This window comes from Streptomyces sp. 8N616, assembly GCF_052246385.1.
Lineage (GTDB): Bacteria > Actinomycetota > Actinomycetes > Streptomycetales > Streptomycetaceae > Streptomyces.
Genome location: NZ_JBQQBY010000040.1, coordinates 25,808 through 46,553, shown reverse-complemented (window position 1 = coordinate 46,553; position 20,746 = coordinate 25,808). Strand labels below are relative to the sequence as shown.

The 20,746-nt window shown below is 70.2% G+C and carries 23 protein-coding genes and 1 pseudogene; 8 read left to right on the top strand and 16 right to left on the bottom strand.

Annotated features, from left to right (window positions below):
- Nucleotides 1–315 precede the first annotated feature (315 nt).
- The 3 genes from ACTWQC_RS29445 (at nt 316) to ACTWQC_RS29435 (ending at nt 2,163) form a co-directional block, all read left to right on the top strand.
- Nucleotides 316–663 (top strand): LysM peptidoglycan-binding domain-containing protein, encoded by a 348-nt coding sequence (locus ACTWQC_RS29445; protein WP_443318876.1) that lies wholly within the window; start codon nt 316–318, stop codon nt 661–663.
- 409 nt (nt 664–1,072) lie between these two features.
- Entirely contained in the window at nt 1,073–1,627 is a 555-nt protein-coding gene (locus ACTWQC_RS29440; RefSeq protein ID WP_443318875.1) for a peroxiredoxin, read from the top strand.
- A 2-nt stretch (nt 1,628–1,629) separates the two neighbouring features.
- Nucleotides 1,630–2,163, top strand: coding sequence for an alkyl hydroperoxide reductase (locus ACTWQC_RS29435; RefSeq protein ID WP_443318874.1), 534 nt, complete (start codon nt 1,630–1,632; stop codon nt 2,161–2,163).
- A gap of 99 nt (nt 2,164–2,262) precedes the next feature.
- Here ACTWQC_RS29435 and ACTWQC_RS29430 read toward each other — a convergent pair whose 3' ends face one another.
- From ACTWQC_RS29430 to ACTWQC_RS29415, 4 genes are all read right to left on the bottom strand, one after another.
- The gene (locus tag ACTWQC_RS29430; RefSeq protein WP_443318873.1) at nt 2,263–3,747 is read right to left on the bottom strand and encodes an AI-2E family transporter; all 1,485 of its coding nucleotides are present in this window, start codon (nt 3,745–3,747) and stop codon (nt 2,263–2,265) included.
- A gap of 129 nt (nt 3,748–3,876) precedes the next feature.
- Entirely contained in the window at nt 3,877–4,587 is a 711-nt protein-coding gene (locus ACTWQC_RS29425) for a transglycosylase SLT domain-containing protein (protein WP_443318872.1), read from the bottom strand.
- Between the two features lie 450 nt (nt 4,588–5,037).
- On the bottom strand, nt 5,038–6,375 hold the full coding sequence (locus tag ACTWQC_RS29420) for a PhoH family protein (RefSeq protein WP_443318871.1): 1,338 nt from the start codon (nt 6,373–6,375) through the stop codon (nt 5,038–5,040).
- Between the two features lie 630 nt (nt 6,376–7,005).
- Nucleotides 7,006–7,767 (bottom strand): isoprenyl transferase, encoded by a 762-nt coding sequence (locus tag ACTWQC_RS29415; protein WP_443318870.1) that lies wholly within the window; start codon nt 7,765–7,767, stop codon nt 7,006–7,008.
- A gap of 122 nt (nt 7,768–7,889) precedes the next feature.
- Here ACTWQC_RS29415 and mgrA point away from each other — a divergent pair, with 122 nt between their 5' ends.
- Nucleotides 7,890–8,927 (top strand): L-glyceraldehyde 3-phosphate reductase, encoded by a 1,038-nt coding sequence (gene mgrA / locus ACTWQC_RS29410; protein ID WP_443318869.1) that lies wholly within the window; start codon nt 7,890–7,892, stop codon nt 8,925–8,927.
- Between the two features lie 50 nt (nt 8,928–8,977).
- Here the strand turns inward: mgrA and ACTWQC_RS29405 are convergent, their stop codons facing one another.
- A complete protein-coding gene (locus tag ACTWQC_RS29405) occupies nt 8,978–9,904 on the bottom strand; it encodes a hypothetical protein (RefSeq protein WP_443318868.1) in 927 nt (308 codons plus the stop codon).
- 249 nt (nt 9,905–10,153) lie between these two features.
- Entirely contained in the window at nt 10,154–11,065 is a 912-nt protein-coding gene (locus ACTWQC_RS29400; protein ID WP_443318867.1) for a prepilin peptidase, read from the bottom strand.
- 190 nt (nt 11,066–11,255) lie between these two features.
- Here ACTWQC_RS29400 and ACTWQC_RS29395 point away from each other — a divergent pair, with 190 nt between their 5' ends.
- Together ACTWQC_RS29395 and ACTWQC_RS29390 are read left to right on the top strand one after the other, a co-directional pair.
- A complete protein-coding gene (locus ACTWQC_RS29395) occupies nt 11,256–11,675 on the top strand; it encodes a DUF192 domain-containing protein (protein WP_443318866.1) in 420 nt (139 codons plus the stop codon).
- A gap of 66 nt (nt 11,676–11,741) precedes the next feature.
- On the top strand, nt 11,742–12,059 hold the full coding sequence (locus ACTWQC_RS29390; protein ID WP_443318865.1) for a DUF397 domain-containing protein: 318 nt from the start codon (nt 11,742–11,744) through the stop codon (nt 12,057–12,059).
- A gap of 257 nt (nt 12,060–12,316) precedes the next feature.
- On the opposite strand, the gene ACTWQC_RS29385 is transcribed toward ACTWQC_RS29390, so the two are convergent.
- Together ACTWQC_RS29385 and ACTWQC_RS29380 are read right to left on the bottom strand one after the other, a co-directional pair.
- Entirely contained in the window at nt 12,317–13,099 is a 783-nt protein-coding gene (locus tag ACTWQC_RS29385) for an SDR family oxidoreductase (RefSeq protein ID WP_443318864.1), read from the bottom strand.
- A gap of 107 nt (nt 13,100–13,206) precedes the next feature.
- Complete coding sequence (locus tag ACTWQC_RS29380; protein WP_443318863.1) at nt 13,207–13,713, bottom strand: ATP-binding protein; 507 nt, start codon at nt 13,711–13,713, stop codon at nt 13,207–13,209.
- Nucleotides 13,714–13,748: 35 nt separating this feature from the next.
- Between ACTWQC_RS29380 and ACTWQC_RS29375 the strand changes: the two are divergent.
- Nucleotides 13,749–13,952, top strand: a pseudogene (locus tag ACTWQC_RS29375) (transcriptional regulator); the annotation flags it as partial.
- Between the two features lie 23 nt (nt 13,953–13,975).
- Here the strand turns inward: ACTWQC_RS29375 and ACTWQC_RS29370 are convergent.
- A complete protein-coding gene (locus ACTWQC_RS29370; RefSeq protein ID WP_443318862.1) occupies nt 13,976–14,347 on the bottom strand; it encodes a hypothetical protein in 372 nt (123 codons plus the stop codon).
- A complete protein-coding gene (locus tag ACTWQC_RS29365) occupies nt 14,344–14,607 on the bottom strand; it encodes a hypothetical protein (protein WP_443318861.1) in 264 nt (87 codons plus the stop codon). Before ACTWQC_RS29365 ends, ACTWQC_RS29370 begins: the two co-directional genes overlap by 4 nt.
- A gap of 894 nt (nt 14,608–15,501) precedes the next feature.
- On the opposite strand from ACTWQC_RS29365, the gene ACTWQC_RS29360 reads away from it, so the two are divergent.
- A complete protein-coding gene (locus tag ACTWQC_RS29360) occupies nt 15,502–15,666 on the top strand; it encodes a hypothetical protein (RefSeq protein ID WP_443318860.1) in 165 nt (54 codons plus the stop codon).
- A 528-nt stretch (nt 15,667–16,194) separates the two neighbouring features.
- On the opposite strand, the gene ACTWQC_RS29355 is transcribed toward ACTWQC_RS29360, so the two are convergent.
- From ACTWQC_RS29355 to ACTWQC_RS29330, 6 genes are all read right to left on the bottom strand, one after another.
- The gene (locus ACTWQC_RS29355) at nt 16,195–16,869 is read right to left on the bottom strand and encodes an OmpA family protein (RefSeq protein ID WP_443318859.1); all 675 of its coding nucleotides are present in this window, start codon (nt 16,867–16,869) and stop codon (nt 16,195–16,197) included.
- A complete protein-coding gene (locus tag ACTWQC_RS29350) occupies nt 16,866–17,465 on the bottom strand; it encodes a hypothetical protein (protein ID WP_443318858.1) in 600 nt (199 codons plus the stop codon). The genes ACTWQC_RS29355 and ACTWQC_RS29350 overlap by 4 nt, the downstream gene beginning before the upstream one ends.
- A 41-nt stretch (nt 17,466–17,506) precedes the next feature.
- Nucleotides 17,507–18,166: a pilus assembly protein TadG-related protein gene (locus ACTWQC_RS29345; RefSeq protein ID WP_443318902.1), complete on the bottom strand. Its 660-nt coding sequence runs from the start codon at nt 18,164–18,166 to the stop codon at nt 17,507–17,509.
- Nucleotides 18,166–18,351 (bottom strand): hypothetical protein, encoded by a 186-nt coding sequence (locus ACTWQC_RS29340; protein WP_443318857.1) that lies wholly within the window; start codon nt 18,349–18,351, stop codon nt 18,166–18,168. Before ACTWQC_RS29340 ends, ACTWQC_RS29345 begins: the two co-directional genes overlap by 1 nt.
- 132 nt (nt 18,352–18,483) lie before the next feature.
- Nucleotides 18,484–19,221, bottom strand: a complete 738-nt coding sequence (locus ACTWQC_RS29335) for a response regulator (RefSeq protein ID WP_443318901.1) — start codon at nt 19,219–19,221, stop codon at nt 18,484–18,486.
- Nucleotides 19,188–20,717: a sensor histidine kinase gene (locus ACTWQC_RS29330; RefSeq protein ID WP_443318856.1), complete on the bottom strand. Its 1,530-nt coding sequence runs from the start codon at nt 20,715–20,717 to the stop codon at nt 19,188–19,190. Before ACTWQC_RS29330 ends, ACTWQC_RS29335 begins: the two co-directional genes overlap by 34 nt.
- Between the last annotated feature and the right edge of the window lie 29 nt (nt 20,718–20,746).

Genomic DNA, 20,746 nt, shown 5'->3' with positions numbered 1-20,746 from the left:
GGCGACCGCACCCAACTCTCCTGCCCGCATCACCGTCGACAGGCCCCGTCGCGCGGCGCGAAGCAACTAAGGCCGTGTCCTCCATGGTGAGTTCGAGAAGCCGCTTGACTTGACTCGGCGGAACGGTGAGCGGTTGCGGCATGGGCCTACGGTCAACCACGTCGCACCTCAGGGCAGAAGGTCTGCGAAACCTTCCAGCGAGTGCGGAAGCCTCCCAACACCCGGCCCGACCAGGGCGGACGCAATTTTCGGCACCCACGCCTCCACTCGTAGCTCGACGAGCGATATGGGGCCATACGGGCTAATATTGGCGGTATGACAACACAAGCATCGAACCTCACGTACTACACGGTCAAGCCCGGCGACACACTCACCGCTATCGCCGCCCAGTTCGGGACGACGGTCCCGCAACTCGTCAAGTGGAACGCGATCCCCAACCCGGATCTCATCCACCCCGGGCAACGGTTGATCGTCGCCAAGTCTGAATCGCCCCAGGAGACCTACTACACGGTCAAGCCCGGTGACACACTCACCGCCATCGCCGCCCAGTTCGGGACGACGGTCCAGCAACTCGTCAAGTGGAACAACATCCCCGACCCGGATCTCATCCACCCGGGGCAGCGGCTGATCGTCGCCAAGTCGCGGATGGTCACGTCGGATTGAGTGAAGGAACCCGTCAATCTGGGCCGCGGCCCGACCAAGACGAGCAGGCGGCACCGGAACGATCACCGTCATCACCCAGTGACGCCTGCCCGGCGGTCAGGGCGCCTCAACCGTGCGGCAGCGGGCACCTCCTCCAGCTCCGCCGACCATGCCGCGGCCTGTTCCCACGCGCCCGCCCTCGCGTTCTACGAGGCGCTGGGCGCAGAGCCACGTAATGGAAAGGTGTTCCACCGGCTGGAGAAGTAACGGCCGGGGGAAGCCAGGCCTGCGGACTCGTACACGGCCGAAGGCCCACCCCGCACTGATAGCCATCTTCGATCAACGCCAGCCGAAGTGGCGATTTCTGTGATCAGTTCCGTTGTGGCATGTTGGGGCTGACCAATCCAACGATCTTGGAGTCAGCCAGACAATGCTCACCATTGGTGACAAGTTCCCCACGTACGAACTGACCGGCGTCGTAGGCCCGGCGGGCGCCATGGAGTTCAAGACCTTCTCCAGCAAGGACCGCGAGAAGGGTTGGTCAGTGGTCTTCTTCTGGCCGAAGGACTTCACCTTCGTCTGCCCGACCGAGATCGCCGCATTCGGCAAGCTGAACGACGAGTTCGCCGACCGCGACGCGCAGATCCTCGGTGTCTCCGGCGACTCCGAGTTCGTCCACCACGCCTGGCGCAAGGACCACGCCGACCTGCGCGACCTGCCCTTCCCGATGCTCGCGGACTCCAAGCACGAGCTGATGAGCGACTGCGGCGTCCAGGGCGAGGACGGCTTCGCACAGCGCGCCGTCTTCGTCGTGGACCCCAACAACGAGATCCAGTTCGTGATGGTGACCGCCGGCTCCGTCGGCCGTAACCCCAAGGAGGTCCTGCGGGTTCTGGACGCCCTGCAGACCGACGAGCTGTGCCCCTGCAACTGGAGCAAGGGCGAGGACACCCTCGACCCGGTCAAGCTCCTGGCCGGTGAGTGAGCATGGCCCTCGATGAGCTGAAGGCCGCCGTACCGGACTACGCCAAGGACCTGAGGCTGAACCTCGGTTCGGTGATCGGCAACTCCGAGCTGCCGCAGCAGCAGCTGTGGGGCACGGTGCTCGCCTGCGCCATCGCCTCGCGCTCGCCGCGCGTGCTGCGGGAGCTGGAGCCGGAGGCCAGGGAGAACCTGAAGCCGGAGGCGTACACCGCGGCCAAGTCCGCCGCCGCGGTCATGGCGATGAACAACGTCTTCTACCGGACCCGGCACCTGCTGTCGGACCCGGAGTACGGCACGCTGCGGGCGGGCCTGCGGATGAACGTCATCGGCAACCCGGGCGTCGAGAAGACCGACTTCGAGCTGTGGTCGCTGGCGGTGTCGGCGATCAACGGCTGCGGCCAGTGCCTCGACTCGCACGAGCAGGTGCTCCGCAAGGCAGGCGTGGACCGCGAGACGATCCAGGAGGCCTTCAAGATCGCCGCGGTGATCCAGGCGGTCGGCGCCACGCTGGACGCCGAAGACGTCCTCGCGGGCTGACCGGCCCGTACCCAGCCGAACGGGGCGGCCTCCCCGGCAATCCGCCGGAGAGTCCGCCCCGTTGGCGTACGGGAAGCGTGGCGGCTTGGCGGACGGCGGCTACTCCACCGGCGCCTGCGCCTCCTGCGGCGCCGGGGCGCCCCCCGCCTCCGCCCCCTGCGGCGGTGGAGCCTTCGGTAGCGTCTGTTCCGCCGAGTACGCCCGCAGATAGCCGACGACCGTGTTCGTCACCGCCACCAGCGGTACGGCCACCACCGCGCCGCCGATGCCCGCGATCAGGCTGCCCGCGGCCACCGACAGCACAACGGCCAGCGGGTGCACCCGTACCGCGCGCCCCAGGATGAACGGCTGCAGCACATGGCCCTCGAGCTGCTGCACCGCGAGCACCACGACCAGGACCATCAGCGCGGTGAACACGCCCTGCGTGACCAGGCCGACGATGACCGCGAGCGCGCCCGAGACCACCGCACCCACCAGCGGGATGAAGGCGAAGAGGAAGATGAACACGGCCAGCGGCACGGCCATGGGAACGTCGAGGAAGTAGAGCCCGAGGCCGATGAATATGGCGTCGATCAGCGCCACGAGAACCGTGCCGCGCACATAGCCGGTGAGGGTCCGCCAGGCGCGCGGCCCCGCGCCCGCGACGCCCGGCCGGGCCGCGCTCGGCACGAGCTTCAGCGCCCACTCCCAGATCCGCCGCCCGTCGTAGAGCAGGAAGAGCGTGCTGAACATCGCGAGCAGGATCCCGGACAGCACCTCGATGATCACCGTGACGCCCTCGAGGCCGGCCGAGGTGATCTCCTCGGTGTTGGACCCGATCGCCTCGCGCAGGCTCTTCGCGATGTCCTTGATCTGATCCTCGGTCACATGGAACGGGCTCTCCAGGAGCCACCTCTGCAGCTCGTCGATGCCGTCCTGGACGCGCTGGGAGAGATTGTCGATGTTCTCCATGACCTGCCAGACCACGAACCAGCCCACCAGGCCCATGATCACGAAGCCGGTGATGAAGGTGAGGGCCGTGGCGACCCCGCGCGGCAGGCCCATCCTCCGGAGCCGGGCCACGGTGGGCTGGAGCAGCGCAGTGATGAGCAGGCCGGCAACGAAGGCCAGCACCACCAGCTGTACGGCGCTGATGGCACGCATCAGCACATAGAGCGTGCCCGCGAGGACGAGCAGCCGCCAGCCCGCCTCCGCCGCCACGCGGACGCCCCACGGGACGGCCGCGGCCGGATCGGGCTTCGCGGCTATGGCGGGGGCGTACGAGGGCGGGGGCGGCACGTGGTCCGCTCGGCGGCCGGCCGGGCGGCGGTCTCCCGCGCCCTCGGAGGCGCCGCCCGCGGCCGGAGCCGGGCCGGGGGCGTCTCCGGCGCCCGGGGAGGCCCCTGCGCTCTCGTCGCCGTCGCCGCCCGCGGCGGCGGAAGCGCTCCGGCCGCCGGCGGCGGACGGCGGGGCCGGTGCGCCCACGTACGCGTAGTCGTCGTATCCCTCCGCGGCAGCGGCAGCCGCGCGGCGCTGGTCCAGCCGCTGGGCGATCCGGGTCAGCCCCGACCCCAATCCACCCAGCCACTGCGGCATTTTGGACATCTCTCTACCTCTACCCCCACTCCCCCAGGCGTCGTACCGCACGACGTTACCCGGGACAGGGACGCGACGGAGCCCCCGGCCGGTTGAGGGCCGGGGGCTCCGTTGAGTACGCGATGCAGCGGCGGAGGCCTAGTACCAGTTGTTGGCCTGCCAGAACTCCCACGCGCCGCACGGGCCGCCGTAGCGGTCGTTCATGTAGTTCAGGCCCCACTTGATCTGGGTGGCCGGGTTGGTCTTCCAGTCCTCGCCGGCCGAGGCCATCTTGGAGCCCGGCAGCGCCTGGACGAGACCGTACGCACCCGAGGAGGGGTTGCTGGCCTGGTAGTTCCAGCTGGACTCGTGGTCCACGATGTTGCTGAAGCACTGGAACTCGCCCGCCGGGACCATCTGGCGCGCAATGCCCTGGACCTCGGCGATGGTGTAGGAGGCCTGCTGAGCGAAGTCGCCTGCGTCGGAACGCGCCTCGGAGCGGGCTGCCTTGAGCTCCGCCTCGCGCTCCTTGGCGAGCTTCTCCGCGGCGGCCTTCTTCTCAGCTGCCAGCTTCTTGGCCGCCGCGTCCTCGGCCGCCTGCTTGCGGGCGGCTTCCTCAGCGGCCTTCTTCGCTGCCGCGTCCGCAGCGGTGGACTGCGCGTCCGCCTGCTGAGTCAGCGACGCGGTCTGCGCCTGGGTCTGGTTGCCGGCGGATATGTCTGCAAGCAGCGTCGCATCGGCAGCAGCGGGCTCGGCGGCTTCGGCCGTGCCCTGCTGAGTGCTGCCCGAGGCGACGCCGACGACGGCGCCGACGGTGGTGACCGCGGTGGCTGACGCCACTGCGAATCCCCGGACCGAGATCCGGCTCACACGCTTTCCTTCCAGCATCGCCCGCTTAGGTGACCTCGCGGACGCAATCGTGCCCCTGGCGCTGGCCTCCCCTTGTTCCGGACCCGCCCTGAGCGGGTGGGACCGGCTGGTCACGGGAGGCACTGGCCCGGTGCGAACTCCCTCGGGAGTTCCGCGTGGTGCTCGGGCGGCATACGGCGAACGTTTGTTGAGTTGTGTGGTGCAGCACCGCTGGGGGTGCTGGTGTGCCGTATGCGGGGCCTGACAGGACCCACACCCTGCCGGAAGCCGACGTCTCGAGGCAATTCTGCGTTGAGTGGGAAACCTCACACCCCGTTTACGCCACGGGTTTTATGGAAATCGGCGCACAGCACGGCGCCGCGCGGCTAAGCTCTTTGGCTTATCACGCGGCGCCAAGTGGGCCCAGATCAGGGCCAAATGGGATCCAATCGGACCCAATGCGCTCCCCGGCTAAATGTGGCTGTCCTCCAGCATTTCGGTCACAAGGGCCGCAATCGGCGAGCGCTCCGAGCGGTTGAGCGTGACGTGCGCGAAGAGCGGATGACCCTTCAGCTTCTCGACGACCGCGACCACGCCGTCGTACCGCCCGACCCTGAGGTTGTCTCGCTGCGCCACGTCATGGGTCAGTACGACACGGGAGTTGGCGCCAATTCGGGACAATACGGTCAGCAGGACGTTCCGTTCGAGCGACTGCGCCTCGTCCACGATCACGAAGGCGTCGTGCAGCGAGCGGCCGCGGATGTGCGTGAGCGGCAGCACCTCGAGCATCCCGCGGCCCACCACCTCCTCGATGACGTCCCGGGTCGTCACCGCGGAGAGCGTGTCGAAGACGGCCTGGGCCCACGGGCTCATCTTCTCGGCCTCGCTGCCCGGCAGGTAACCCAACTCCTGGCCGCCCACCGCGTAGAGCGGGCGGAAGACCATCACCTTCTGGTGCTGCCGGCGCTCCAGTACGGCCTCCAGGCCCGCGCAGAGCGCGAGCGCCGACTTGCCCGTTCCGGCCCGGCCGCCCATCGACATGATTCCGACATCCGAGTCGAGCAGCAGGTCGAGCGCGATCCGCTGCTCGGCGGACCGGCCGTGAATGCCGAACGCCTCGCGATCGCCGCGGACGAGCCGGATCCGGCCGTCAGCGGTGACCCGGCCGAGCGCCTTGCCGCGCTCGGACTGCAGCACGAGGCCGGTGTGCACCGGCAGCTCCTCCACCTCGGGTACGTGCACGCTCTCCGCTGCGAAGAGCTCGTCCACCTGCTCGGCCGTAATCGTCAGTTCCGACATTCCGGTCCAGCCGGAGTCGGTGATGGCGAGCTCGGCGCGGTACTCCTCGGCGAGCAGGCCGACGGACGAGGCCTTGATGCGCAGCGGCAGGTCCTTGGACACGACCGTCACGTCGTACCCCTCGGCCTGGAGGTTCCTGGCCACGGCCAGAATCCGGGTGTCGTTGTCACCCAGTCGGCCCCGCTCGTTCAGGAACGACGCCGGGAGCACCGTGGGGTCGGAGTGGTTGAGCTCGACCCTGAGCGTCCCGCCGAGGTCCCCGATCGGGATCGGCGCGTCGAGCCGCCCGTACCGGATGCGGTAGTCGTCGAGCAGACGCAGCGCCTGCCGGGCGAAGTAGCCGAGCTCCGGATGGTGCCGCTTGGCCTCCAGCTCCGTGACCACGACGACGGGGAGCACGACCTCGTGCTCGTCGAAGCGGGCCATGGCCAACGGGTCGGCCAGCAGAACGCTGGTGTCGATGACATAGGTGCGCCGGTCGTGCGTACGGCGCTTTGTGCTGGTCACCACGGGTGGACGAACCCCCTCGGAAGAGGTCGGGGTGCGACGGCGTCGCCGGGGAATGGGCCGGGCTCGGTCCACAATGCGCGGGCCGGGCACCGGCCCTCCGCGATGTCCGTACGAACCGCACGGTCGTCCGTGTGCAAAGGGCCTCCCGGGCGGGCGGCCCCATGCCGCCCGCTGGTGTGCCGGACGCCCGTGGACCGGGCGTCGACTTGGAAGGGATATTCCCTCGAACGTGCGCCGCCATGCCATGGCATATGACGCCACGTTTGTGAACGTTTGGCAACGCCTGCGACCCCAGTGCGGGCTTCATGCCGGCCGATATCGTCCCATTCTGAACATTTCGACAGCGGGGCTGAGAGCTCCGGGGCGGGGCTCGCCCCGTCAGTCAGGGGCCCGGTGGCCTGCCACGCGCATGCGGCACAGGCGCAGGGTCCGGGAGCGCTTCGGAGGCCGGTGCCCCTGCCAGGGGAAGCGGCTCAGCCGGAAGGGGGCCGGAGCTTGCCCCGTGAAGGGGGCCGGGGGGCTCTGCCCCCGGGGAGCGGCGCCGCCGCTCGGGGGCCGGGGGCTTGCCCCCGGGTCAGGGCGGCTGGGTGGGGAACAGCCGGGGCGCGGAGCGGCCTCACCGGCGAGGGGTCAGGCTCCGTAGCGCCTGTGCCGCGCCGCGTAGTCCCGCAGCGCCCGCAGGAAGTCCACCTTCCGGAACGCGGGCCAGAAGACCTCGCAGAAGTAGTACTCGGAGTGCGCGCTCTGCCACAGCATGAAGCCGGACAGCCGCTGCTCCCCGCTCGTGCGGATCACCAGGTCCGGATCCGGCTGCCCCCGTGTGTAAAGGTGCTCGGCGATCAGGTCGATGTCGACGATCTCCGCGAGCTCCTCGAAGGACGTCCCCTTGCTCGCGTGGTCGAGCAGAATCGACCGCACCGCGTCCGCGATCTCCTGGCGGCCGCCGTAGCCCACGGCCACGTTCACGAGTATCCCGCCGACGCCGACCGTGGCCTGCTCCGCCTCCTTGAGGACGGACTGCGTACGGGCCGGCAGCAGGTCCCGGTTCCCCACGTGGTGCACGCGCCAGCGCCCGTCCGCCGCGAGGTCGCGCACCGCGTCCTCGATGATGCCGAGCAGCGGTACGAGCTCCTCCTCCGGCCGGTCGAGATTGTCCGTGGACAGCAGCCACAGCGTGACCACCTCGACGTCCGTCTCGGCGCACCAGCCCAGCAGCTCCCTGATCTTCTCGGCCCCGGCCTGGTGACCCTGCTCCGCGGTTCCGCCGGAGGCGCGCGCCCAGCGCCGGTTGCCGTCGAGGATGACGCCGATGTGCTTCGGTACCTGGGCGTGGTCGAGGCGGCCTTCCACCCGGCGTGCGTAGAGCTTGTACACCAGGTCGCGCAGGTTCATTGCCTTCTCCAGCCCCTCCGTGCGTAGCGGCCCCCGGAGCCTGCACCCTACTGCTCCCGCGGCTGCCGGGCCCAACGCAGGGGCCGGGAGGTATGTCATTGTCGCGTGATAGGGAAGAAGCTGTGACAGAGACCTCTTCCTACCGCGCCGCCGACGAGCGCTACGACGCCATGGAGTACCGGCGCACGGGCCGCAGCGGGCTCAAGCTGCCCGCGATCTCCCTCGGGCTGTGGCACAACTTCGGCGACGACCGCGCTCTGGAATCGCAGCGGGCGATCCTGCGCCGCGCCTTCGACCTCGGCGTCACGCACGTCGACCTGGCGAACAACTACGGCCCGCCGCCCGGCTCGGCCGAGCTGAACTTCGGCAAGCTCTTCGCCCAGGACTTCCGCCCGTACCGGGACGAACTGGTGCTCTCCACCAAGGCCGGCTATCTGATGCACCCCGGCCCGTACGGCGAGTGGGGCTCCCGCAAGTATCTGCTGTCCTCGCTCGACGCCTCTCTGAAGCGGATGGGCGTCGACTACGTCGACATCTTCTACTCGCACCGGTTCGACCCGGAGACGCCGCTGGAGGAGACGATGGGCGCGCTCGCGTCCGCCGTCCAGCAGGGCAAGGCGCTGTACGCCGGCGTCTCCTCGTACACCGCGGAGCAGACGGCGGAAGCGGCGCGGCTGCTGCGCGGGATGGGGGTGCGCCCGCTGATCCACCAGCCGTCGTACTCCATGATCAACCGCTGGACCGAGGACGACCGGCTGCTCGACACCCTGGAGGCGGAGGGCATGGGCTGCATCTCCTTCGCGCCGCTCGCCCAGGGTTTGCTGACGGACAAGTACCTCGCCGGCATCCCCGAGGGCTCGCGGGCCTCGCAGGGCAAGTCCCTCGACCCGGGGCTGCTGACCGACGAGGTCGTACGGCGGCTGCGCGGTCTGAACGAGATCGCGCGGGGCCGCGGCCAGTCGCTCGCCCAGATGGCGCTGAACTGGGTGCTGCGGGACGAGCGGATGACGTCGGCGCTGATCGGCGCCTCGAGCGTGGCGCAGCTGGAGGCGAACGTCGCGGCCCTCGGTGCACCGCCGCTCACGGCCGAGGAGCTGAAGGAGATCGACTCGTTCGCGCAGTCGACGGAGGGCGTGAACATCTGGGCGGGCCGGAGCTGACCCATGGCCCCATGGCCGCTGACCAGTGGTCAGCGGTCAGCGGTCAGTGGTCAGTGGCGGATGCGGACGCCGTACCGCATCCGTAGCCTCCGCAGCTCCCAGAGCGCCACCCCGGTCACGGACAGCGGCCCGCCCAGGACGCCGCAGAGCCGGACGGGCAGGGGGCCGTGCGGCATGCCGTCGACGGCGACGCTGAGGAGCGTCAGCTCCCAGACCAGGACCAGGGTCAGCAGCGCCGGCAGCGCGGCATGCACATCGGCGGTGTTGAAGGCATAGCGGGCGGCCTTCCCGGAGGCGAACAGAAGGAAGAACGCCAGCCAGACCACCGGGAAAAACAACGCGAGGACCATGACCGAGGTCAGCAAACTGCTGCTCCCGCCCGCGCCCTGTTTGTACATGACCAGGGCGAACAGCGCGAGGCAGCCGATGAACAGCAGGAGCGCCCCGAGGTACCACCCCACCGCCTTGAGCGGCGACCGCAGCCGGGAGCGGAGGGTGGGCCGGTGCTCGGGGGGCGCGTAGCGGATGAACCCGGCGACCACCAGCGGCCCGGTGAAGATCAGCAGCCAGGGTGCGGCGAACAGCTTCAGCGCGCTGTCGTCGACCACGTCGCTCCAGCCGCCGTCGGTGCCATAGGTATAGATGAGGAGAAAGGTCGCGAACGCTCCCACGAGGGCGCGGCAGTTCTGGACCTGGCGGATGGACGGGTCGTCGATACGGCCGGGCCCCGGCGTATTGAAGATCGCGTCGGCGCGCCTCCTGGCGGAGACGAAGGCCGGGGCGAAGGCGAAGGCGAGGCAGCCGCAGCCGCTGCGCCGCCTGGCAGGCTGCGGCGGCACGTAGGGCTGGGGGTGCGGATCCGGATACGGGTTCGGGTACGGATTCGGGTTGTGCGGAGGCGGGCCCCAGTACGGGCCCCCGTTCCCCGGGCCGCCCTGTCCCGGACCGTTGGGCGGCCCCCATCCCCCGTAAGTCATCGACTCCCTCTCCCCCACTCGGGCGCCATCAAGCCCCGGAATTCTACTAAGAGTTCGCCGGGGCGTATGGGGTTCCGGGTGCGGAAAGAAAAGCGGGCCGGTCCGTGGGGGGGATACGGACCGGCCCGAGGGGGGGTTTCCACCATAGCCTCTTGTGCGGGGTGGTCCATGCATCGTCGGGGGTGACGGTGCGCGGCGGGCTGACGCCGGGGGCCGCCGGGCCCTGCCCCGGCGAGCCCTTCCGGCGCCTCATGCCGCGCCGATACCGCCCAGCAGCACACCGAGCAGAGCCCCGGAAATCATGAAGGGACCGAAGGGCAGGGCCGCCTTGCGCCCGGCGCGCCGCGTCAGCAGCAGCCCTGCGCCGTAGAGGGCCCCGAGCAGGAAACCGGCGAACGCGCCCGCGAAGAGCACCGGCCAGCCGTACCACCCCAGGGCGACCCCCAGCGTGAGCGCCAGCTTGACGTCGCCGAAGCCCATGCCACTGGGGTGGATCAGGAACAGGACGAGGTACGCGCCGCCGAGCCCGAGCCCGCCGAGCAGCGCGCCCGCCCACGAGCCCGCGTGCGCGGGCAGCGGAGCGGCCGCGCCGAGCAGGGCGGCGGCCGCGCCGGGGAGGGTGAGGGTGAGGACGTCGGGCAGCCGGTGCACGGCCCGGTCCACGAGTGCGAGGACGAGCAGGAAGGGGACGAGCAGCAGCCACACCACCAGCTCGGGGCGCGGCCCGGTGGCGGCGGCGAGCGCGCCGCAGGCGAGTGCCGCACCGATGGCGGTGGCGGCGCGCCCGGGCCCGTACCACCCGCCGCGCCGGGCGGGCCATGCGTGGGTGGTCGGGGGCGCGTCCGCATCTGCCCGTGCGGCGGCGTTCGGTACGGAGCCGGTGTCGGCGTCGGCGGTCTCCGGCAGCGCGCCGGTGCCGGGGCGGCCGGTGTTCCGGGTCCCGCCGCGCTCGGCTGCCGGTTCGGCACCGACGTGAGCGCAGACGGGGCAGCGCGCGAGGCCGAGCCAGCCACGGGCGGCACCGGTGAGCGCGTGCCCGGCCGGGCACGCGGCGCGCCACGGTTCCCCCGGCTCGACGGCCAGCCGGTATACCGCCCGGGGCACGAGCAGCCCGGCGACGCCTCCGAAGGCGGCGGCGAGCACGATCAGCAGCAGATGCACCCTCCGACCTTACGGACTGCCGCCCGAGGCGTCATGGGCCCGGTCCGAGCGGGCCTGGGCCGGTGCCGGTGCCGTTGCCGGGCGGGAACGGCACTGCCCCGCGCTGGTCCGGCTGCCCTCGCTGGTCCGGCTGCCCGCGCCCGTCTGGTAGAACGCTCAGCTGAAGCAGTGGCACCGGCAGGGGATTCGTATGGGGAGTCGTTGGCGGGACGGGGCGGCGCTGTTGCGCCTCGCGGGTGACGTGCGCGGAGCCACGGGATCCGGGCCCGCGATCCCGCTCGAGATCGCCGCGTCCTACCGCGCCCGTACCCGCGGGCTCCTCGGGCGTGACGGCATCGAGGGCGCCATCCTGCTCAGCCCGGCCGGGAGCGTGCACACCTTCCGGATGCGGTTCGCGATCGACGTCGCGTATCTGGACGGCGGCCTGCGCGTGATCGCCGTACGGACCATGCGGCCCGGCCGTCTCGGGCTGCCGCGGCTCCGCTCGCGGCACGTGCTCGAGGCGGAGGCGGGGGCGATGGCGCAATGGGGGCTGCGGGCCGGGGCGCGCGTCGAGGTCGTCGGAGCCCCGTCTGCCGCGTACGGGCGGGGAGGCAGACGCCCCAAGTAGGCTCAGCGCACAGCTCGTTCGCACGTAGGGACACGTGGGGACACGTAGGGAAGGGACCGCTCCACCATGGCTGAGGCACGGGACGAGGAACTCAAGGACCGTAAGGAGCGCATGGAGCGCAAGGAGCGCAAGGAGCGCGAAAAGGCAGAGCTTTACGCCCTCGACCTCTCCGGCGTCGAGTGGCACAGCGCGCCCAGCGGCGCCGACGAGCGCGTCGAGGTCGCGTACCTCCCGGGCGGTGCCGTGGCCATGCGGTCGACAGCCGCGCCCGACACCGTGCTGCGGTACACGGAGGCGGAGTGGCGAGCGTTCGTACTCGGCGCGCGGGACGGGGAGTTCGACCTGGAGCCGGGGCCGCACAACGGCGGTGTGCCGACGGAGTAACACCCCCCACCTGGTGGCGCCCCCGGGCCTCAGCCGACTGTCCGGTGGGACGGCATTCGGCTCGACCGTCATTCCCTTTCATCTCGCGCCTTCGGAGCAAAGCGGCGGGCTACGGGAAGGGGGAGGGGGAGGGGCAGCCGGCCGAGCCGAATGCCGCCCCGTGGCGCGAAGCCGTGAGCCGCACCCACCCGCCCAGCCCCCGCCAGCGGCCAGATCGTCGCTGGACGCGGGGCGGCCAGTCACCGGCGGCCAGTCATCTACTGGACCGGCTTCTTCACCCTCTGGGCGAGGAACTCCTCGAAAGTGCCGCGGCCGACGGCCCGGTCCGGTGCCAGGTTGCCGCCCTGCCGCAGGGCCTTGAACATGCCGCCCGGCAGCCACAGAGGCACTACGCGGCGGCGCCGACCCACCGACTGGAGATAGCTGCGGGCCAGATCGGTGTGGGTACGGATCTCCGGCCCGCCCATGTCGGGCACGCGGCCTGCGGGCTCGCCGGTCGCGAGCTCGACGAGCTGGTCGGCCACCTCGCGTACCTCGACCGGCTGGAAGCGGGCCCCGGAGATCGTCAGCGCCACCGGCAGCCGCCGCTGCGCCTCCGTGATCATCGCGAGCAGGTCGTGGAACTGGGTCGTGCGCAGCACGGTCCACGGCAATCCGGACTGCTCGATCAGCCGCTCCGATTCGAGCTTGGCGCGGTAGTAGAAGAACGGGATTCGGTCAATGCCGACGATCGAGATGTAGACCAGGTGCGGAGGTGCCGATTGCCGCCGCGCCACCTCGATCAGCCGCCGCGTCGCCTCCACGTCGCCCTTGCCGCCGGTCGTGGCGCAGTGAACGACCACCTTCGCCCCCGCCACGGCGGCATCCAGCCCGGCCCCGGTCTTCATGTCCCCGGTCGCCCACTCGTACGGGCTGCGGTCCTCGGCCGGCCGCGGCCGCCGGCTCAGCACGCGTACGTCCCGGCCGTCGTCGAGCAGCCGCCGTACGACGGGCTTACCGAGCGTGCCGGTACCGCCGGTCACCAGAATGGGTCCGTTCATGGGTAGCGCCTCCCAGCGGGCGGCTCGTCAGGGGTGAGCCCTCTCGTCCTTGAATGTCACCCGTTATGACGCGGATCCACCACCCGGCTGTGACACCGGGTGGACCATTAGGTGGAGGCATCGGTCCACTCAGCCCCCCGGCAGCCTCGAGAAGGGCGCGGCGTGTCTTGTCCTGAGGGATGGGGAGCCACCGCGAGCTCCGCCCAGACGATCTTGCAGGGCGGCGAGCCCGGGACCACGCCCCAGCGGTCGGCGAGCGCCTCGACGAGGAGCAGGCCGCGGCCCGCTTCCGCGTTGCCCGCTGCCGCCGCTTCAGGGGCTGCGGACGGGACACGCTCGTCCCGGGCGTCGGTCACCTCGATACGGAGCGTGTCGTACTCGGTGACGAAAAGGCCGAGGCGGAAGTCCCGGGCCGGTACGCGCCCGTGCAGGACGGCATTCGCGGCCAGCTCCGCTACGAGATGCGCGGCCGCATCGAACGGCAGCTCCCAGGAGCGCAGTTGCTCGGTCGCGAGCATGCGGGCGAGCCGGGCGCCTCGGCGGGTTGCGGAGAGCTGTGCCGTGAAGTGGCGTACGGGGGTTGGGGCTTCGGTCCTGGGGATTTCTCGGTTCACATCACTCAGCGTGGTCACCCCTGCCTACGCTGAACGGTTCGGCGATCGGGTACGGGGAGGAGCTGGTCTCGTCTGTCGAGCGGGGCAGGCGGATTCCCCGGCCGGAGTTCCTGGACAAGGCGGACGAAGTCCTGGGCGCGGGCGGCAAGATCGCGGCGATGAAGAAGGACGTGGTGGAGGCCCGGTACCCGAAGAAGGTACGGGATCTGAAGAAGATGGAGGCTGAGGCCTTCGAGCTGTGACGCTACGCTTTCGCACCCGCTCACGGCTTGCCGATGTCGACAGCCCAGACCCCGGTTCCGTTGTAAGCGTCGGGTGTCGCGGTCAGCACCTGTCCCTCCACCGCGCCCGATGCGGCGACGTAAACAGCGTGTGCGTACGCCCAGTCGACGCCTGCCGACACCACCTGCTCGACCGCAGCGGTTCCTGCGAATTCGAGGTTCAAGAACTCCAGGCCCGGCAGGGTACCGACGTGTGCCGCGGCGCCCGGCAGTTCCAGGCTCGCGGCAACCAGGCAGAGTGCCGGAATGTGGGCCCGTTGCGCCGGGTCGTCCACCTCAACGACAGCGATGCTGGATAACAGCCGATGCCCGCGGCACAGAGCGGTGACTGCTGTGTGATCGAGAATGATCACCTGCGGCTCCCGACCCGGCGCGCGGCGATCGCATGCCGCCACGCATCGCCGTCCCGGAGATCCGCATCGGTGAGATCCACGCCGAGATTGGCACTCACGTAGGCGATACCCCGGGCGGTGCGCTCCGCTCGTTCGGACTCCGTCGGAATCTCGGCGACCAGCTTCTCGACGAAGGCGCGCGTGCTCATGCTCCGCTCCTCAGCCAGGAGACGCAACCGGTCCCGAATCTCTTCCGTGATCTTTATGGTCGTGTCAGCCACAAGCTGAGAATACAACCGAATACCGACCGCGAGACCTCTTCCGGCTTCAGAGCCAAGGAGGTTGGTCGCCCAGCCTCTCGCGGGCAGGCCGCGAGGGCTTCGCCGTGGACGGGTCCCGGGCCCCGGCGACCCGGTCCGGCGGACCTGCTGGGCCGGCTCTCGCTACACCGGCTTCGCCGCCCTCTCCCTCAGAAACTCCTCGAATGTGCCGCGCCCGGCGGCCTGATCCGGTGCCAGGTTGCCGCCCTGCCGCGGGGCCTTGAAACATGCCGCCCGGCAGCCGCCGCTGCGCCTCCGTGATCATCGCGATCAAGTCGTGGAACGGGGTCGTGCGCAGCACGGTCCACGGCTGTCCGGACTGCTCGATCAGCCGCTCCCACTCCAGCCTCCCGGTGGGCGGCACCTGCTCCGGCCCCGCTCGCCGGGTGCCGCCCTCGTCTTGCATGTCATCCGTTATGGGCCCGGCGCACCACCCGGATGTGACAGCCGGGGGAACCCGCTTCCGCCACCGGGCCTCACCCGGGCCATTTGGATCTTTGCAATGGCACGGATTCGCGATCATTCGCGGGGCGCGCCTCCCGGAGACTTTGTGTATATGTGATCTGCGCTGCACTCGGCCGCCAAGTGGCACGGAGTCCACCATTCCGTTCGGCTCGGTGGACGACGTTATTGCAGGCCATGCCGACTCTCGCGGTCTATACCGCACCACCGGCTCGGCACCCCGTGCCGTGACGATCCGTCGCTTCCTACGGGTAACGGCCCGCCGTGCGCCCGTAGTTGTCCACGAGCGCGAGTAGAGTTCTCACACCAAGCCTCCTTTCCGGATGTTGACACCGCGAACGTGGAGCCCCCGGGGCTCCACGCTCAAGGAGTCCGGATTGGAGGAGAGCCCAGATGGCCTCCCAAAAGGAAAAGGGCCACGAGGGCCGACGCAGGCGCACGATCGTCTGGGAGCGGGTGAAACGTATTGCCCGCAAGGCCGCCAGGGCAGCGGTACCGGTGGGGTCGACCATCACGGTCGCCATCAGCCTGTACGAGTTCCTCGGCCGCCACCTCTGACGACCGCAGCCCCAGCCGGGAGTTCCCGGCCAGGGCCGCGTCCTGCGGTTGGTATCAGGTAGCCCTGCCCCACCGGCCGTCAACCACCGGGGCGGGGCTACCGCCATGTCCGCAAGCTTTTTCCCGGAGCACACACCCGGATCCCGAATGTGATCCGCGTCACGCTCCCCACGGGAACTTTTCCATCATGTCCGCTCCCCGCAGAGAGCGCCATGCCGCACGTCACGTCAGTTCGGGCCGAGTGACGCGACTTGAGGCGATTCACGCTGGCCACACCGGTCCACTGTGACTCACATCACACTCAAAAGTGTGGAGAGATTTGTCGTCATTCGCGACACCGGAAGCTCCATGGTTCGTTGGCCAACGCTTGTACATCCTGCCACCAACTCACCCTCCCCCTCCCCGTTGAGGCCCCTCAATTCCATCACATGCGATTGCATTGCATGCCAACACGGGCTGAAGCCCCTTGACACACACGGAATTTCGGCCACTTGGGCGCGGATCAGGGTCGCAATGGCGACCAACCCGTCAGCCGGCGTCGCCGCGTGGGAAGGAGACCTCGACGCGGCGGTTCTTCTTGCGGCCTTCCTCGATGCTGTTGTCCGCGATGGGGTACTGCTCGCCGTATCCGCGGATCTCGAAGGTGATGCCCGCGCCGAGGCTCTTGGTGAGCTCCTTGTGGACGGCGTTGGCGCGCTGCTTGGACAGGACGTCGCCGTGCGCGGACGAGCCGAGGTTGTCGGTGAAGCCGAAGACGCGCACCCGGTCAGCGTCCTGTGCCTTGATCTCCCCGGCGATCGCCTCGATGCGCCGGTGCGCGTCGCTGCTGAGCTCGGCGCTGTCCTTGCCGAAGAGGACTTCCGCCTGGAGGGCGTACTTGACGTCGGAGTTGGTGTCCTCGCGCCGCTCCTCGCCGCTGAGGTCCTCGACGACGGACTTGATGTCGAGCACCTTGGCGGGGGCGAGGGTCCCGCCGTCCACCATCTTCAGGTCGGGGTCGTTCCCGTCGACCTCAACCGGTGGGGACGGCTTGGTGATGCTGCCCGGCGGCACGCTGGGCTCATCGTCGGCGTACGCGGTGGTGGCCGGCGACACCACGACGGGTACGCCGGTCATGAGCACTGCGCCGGCCACGGCGGTGGCGGCGAGGCGCGGGAGGCGGTGGCCGCTGCGCGGGCCGGGGCGGGGCGTCGGGGCGCTCATGGGGAGATCTCGATCGTCGCGCTGGGGAAGGTCGGCATCTGGAAGTCCACCTCGGTGGTCTCTTCCGGCGGGGCCGGGAACTGCATGAAGACGGCAACCGACTTGCCCGCCTCGACCTTGCTCAGCCCGGTGGTGCACAGGCAGCGCCCCTCGGTGTCGCGCAGGACGTAGTAGCGCTTCTTGCCCTTCTGGTCGACGAGCATGGCGCCGCCCACCGACCGGCCGCTGCCCTGGACGATCTCCTGCTCGTAGCCACGCCAGGCGCTGACGCCGTAGAACGACTCGTTCCCGGTGTTCTTCACCTCGGCGTTGACCGTGACGAATCCGCCCGAGTCCCGCTGTGCCGAATGGACGGTGAGCACCAGGCCTTCCGACCCGTTGATGACGGCCAGCGTCCGACTCGCGTCCGGCACCTCGTTCGCGGGGGCGTTGTCGCCGTGCCCGCCGGGCTTCTTGGAGGACGACGCGGCGGGGGCGGATCCGTCGCCGCCGTTCTCCGCATCGCCACCGCAGCCGACGACCGTGAATGTCAGTGCGGTGGCGAGGGCCACCAGGGCCGCTCCTCTGCGGGCCGTCCTGAAGTGTCGGGTCCTCATCTGCGCTGCTTCCTTCGGTCTCGCGGGTCGTCGCTCTCGGCTCAGTCGGCTGGGTCGGTCAGATGCACGGAGAACAGGTCGGACGCGCTGGGCAGGAGACCGCCGGCGCCGGGATCGATCGTCCAGTCCCGGTCGTCGCAGGTGAACTCGACGCGGGACGGCCCGTCGCCTTTGCCCTTGCCGTCGCCTTTGCCCTTGCCGTCGCCTTCGCCTTCGCCGTCGCCTCCGCTCTTGAGGCGGCAGCGCGGCTCGATGACGGCGGTGGCGTGCGCCGTCCCGTACTTCTTCTCCGTTCCGGGGATCACGGATTGGCCCACGGGGTATTCGGTGCGGACCTCGACGGTGAATTCGGGCTGCAGCCCGATGTCAGCGGCACAGTCGGTGACATCGGCTCTGTTGCGATCCGCGAAGTCGTACGCGCCGGGGCAGTCCGCGGTCTCGATGGGCCCGTCGCCGTCCAGCCAGTCCTCCCACGGATCTCCGCTGTCCACGGCGTCCAGCAGACCTGTTCGCAGCTGGTCCCGGGCGTCCTGGGCCCACGCGAGGGCAGCCGCGTCCGCCGCCGTCTGCGCCCCGTTCCGCGTCGCCGACGCCTGCCCGACTGCAAAGAATGCGAACGCGAGAAAGAGCAGGGCCCCCACCACCGTGACGTAGATGGGGAACGCCTGCCCTCGGTCGCCGGAGCCGCGGCGTACGGCGATCAGCCCGCCTTGATCTTGTCGATCTGCTCGATGATCTTGTCGGTGATGTCCCCGCCGATATCGGTGCCCACGATCGCGCCGATGATCACGACCACGACGAGAATGATGCCCAGGTACTCGAACGCCGTCTGTCCCCTGTCCGAACGGGACGTCATCGCCCTGACGGCGGTGTTCTTCCAGAACATCGGGTTCCCCTCCGGGTTCGGCCGGCTCGACACCCGGAACGTACGCCCGAATGCCCCGCTCTGCCGAGGGCCCAGGGGCCCAATTCGGGGCCCAGAGCGAGGGTTTCGGCCGGGGTGTCCGCCGTCGCTGTCTCATGACCGCCCCCCGTCCAACCACGTCAGTATGGCTTCACTGCGGCTGCCCGAGCCCAGCTTCGCGAAGATCCGGTTGATGTGGTTCTTCACCGTCTTCTCCGTGATGAAGCAGGCGGCGGCGATCTGCTGGTTCGTCATTCCGGACGCGATCAGGTCCATGACCTCCCCCTCCCGCCGACTGAGCCCGAAATCCCCGCGGACACGACGCCGTTCGAACAACGACTGTCCCACAACAGATTGCGTCTGCGAAGAGGTTGCCGGAATTTCGGCTGGTTCACCGCGTACGTGCTCGACCAAGGCGTTCACCGCCGTCGCCGTGAAGTGGGTACGGCCCGCCCTGATGTCCCGTACGGCCTGGACGAGTTGGACCGCCGTGAACTCGCCGTGGACGAGATAGCCGCTCGCGCCCAGGCGGAGCGCCTCCTGAACGGTCTCGCTCTCGCGGCTGTAGGTGAGCATCAGCACCGGCGCAACCCGCGCGAGGTGCGGCAGCGCGGCGAGGCCGTCGACGCCGGGCATGCGGACGTCGAGCAGGACCACATCGGGCCGCTGCTCCCGTGACGCCCTGAGCGCCTGCCGCCCGTCGGCCGCCTCCGCCACGACGTCGATGTCGTCGCGGCCGCCGAGGAGCGCGGTCAGCCCGGCCCGTACGACCGGGTTGTCGTCGGCCACGACGATCCGCAGTGCGGAGCGGCTCTGGTTCACCGGCCCCGGCCCCCTCTCAGCAGCGCCGATACGGGCAGTTCCAGGCGGACTTCGGTGCCCGACGTCGTACAGCCCGTGCCGATTCGGATCCGGGCCCCGATGGACGCCGCCCGCTCGACCATGCCGACGAGGCCGAAGTGGCCGGACCTGCGGAGCTGTTCGAGGCTCGTGCCGGGCGGCAGGCCGTGCCCGTCGTCGATGACGCTGACCCGGAGCATTCCGTCCGTGATGCCCGCCTCCACGCTCACATGGGTCGCGGCCGCGTGGCGGTGCGCGTTGTCCAGGGCTTCGGAGACGATGGTCAGCAGGTGCCGGGCGACGGCGTTCGGCACGACCGGGACGGGCGCGGTGCCGATGCGTTCGAAGACCGCGGGCAGTCCGGAGCGGTGCGAGAAGTCGGCCACGCGGGAGGGGAGTTCGTCCGTGATCTGGACGCCCGGGCCGTCGAGGCTGGACTCGCGCCGCAGGTCCGAGAGGAGCTCGCGGGTCTCGGCCGCGGCCCTGCGCGCGGAGCGGGCCACCAGGCCGGCCTGGCGCCGTACGGTCGCCATGTCCGCGGCCGCGTCCGTGTCCCTGCTCGTGTTCGTCGCCGCGTCCTTACCGTCGGGGGCGTCGGAGGAGTCGGCGGAGTGGGGGAGGTCGGCCCGGTCGGCGGATGCGGCCAGGCCGTCCGCCGCCAGCGCCAGGCCGTGCAGGGTCTTGGCGACCGAGTCGTGCATCTCGCGGGCGAGCCTGGCGCGTTCCTCGGCGACCGCCTCGGCCACGGCCAGCCGGGCGCGAGCCTCGGTGAGGGCGTGACTCGCCGTGCCGAAGCGGAACATGAGGTTGCGCAGCGAGACCCCCACCGCTCCTGCGACCACACAGAAGCCCGGCAGCAGCAGGAACCCCAGGCCCCTCGCGTCGAGGTCGGGGTCGACTCCGTAGACGGCCGCGAGGATCAGGATCTGCAGCCCCGCGAAGAACCCGGCGCCGGTCCACCCGTAGACCAGCCCGGCCAGCAGCGGCGTGCAGATCGTGACGAAGGCGAGCGTGGACTCGGGGGTTGCGGTGATCAGCAGGAGGCCGCCGAAGAGCATGTCGGCGGCGAGCAGCGAGGGATGCCTGAGCAGCAGCGGCCCGAACCGTTCCCAGTCGCGGAACAGCACGTACGAGACCATGAAGGTGACCAGGACCGCCGCGCCGATCAGCCAGGTCGAGGGCCCGGGTTCGGTACGGCCCAGGGCGATCGGCGCGGCGAGCGCGATCATCGCCAGGCGGAAGCCGAAGACCTGGCGGCACAGTGCCTGCAGGGCGTTCAGCTGGATCTTCAGCGTCGGCTCGTCGCGCGCTCCGCCCGCCGCCGCGCCCGCCGTGTCCGCCGGACCGCCCTGTACGAAGGGGCGGCGCCCGGTGCGCCACGGTCTGGGCCAGGGGCCCGGATGCCCTGAGCCGCGCGGCCGCAGGACGCCCGGCCGGTCGCGGCGCGGCCGCGGGCCGCCGAGCCGGTTGAGGCCCGAAACCCCCACCGTTCCGTGCTCCGTGGTCATACCCCGCTTCCCCTCTCCCCCCTTCTCGC